The 254-nt window shown below is 30.3% G+C and carries 1 protein-coding gene; it reads right to left on the bottom strand.

Annotation, left to right across the window (positions count from 1 at the left end; translation table 11 throughout):
• Positions 1-108: 108 nt before the first annotated feature.
• Positions 109-254 (bottom strand): DUF735 family protein (locus tag U881_RS12130; protein ID WP_152520643.1); only part of this gene is annotated, 146 nt, incomplete at its 5' end.

Genomic DNA, 254 nt, shown 5'->3' with positions numbered 1-254 from the left:
AACCAAAAGATCATTATCTGTTACTGTACTTACCTTATTAAGGTCTTTTACGTGAACTGTATCATCATGTTTGACAACAGTATCTTCTGTTTCGCTCATAAAAACTCCTTATCCGTTAAATTCTTTAATATATACGCCTTCATGGTTTTGTATTTTAAGTACGCGACCAATAGGAATAAGTTTTCTGATAAAAGCATAAATAGAATGTTCATATTCTTTAGGCAACATGGTCATAATCCAAGCTTTATTTTTAA

It is taken from the genome of Borrelia persica No12 (assembly GCF_000500045.1).
Taxonomy (GTDB): Bacteria; Spirochaetota; Spirochaetia; order Borreliales; family Borreliaceae; genus Borrelia; species Borrelia persica.
Note: the sequence above shows the minus strand (reverse complement) of the source record. Positions and strands in the feature narration are given on the sequence as shown.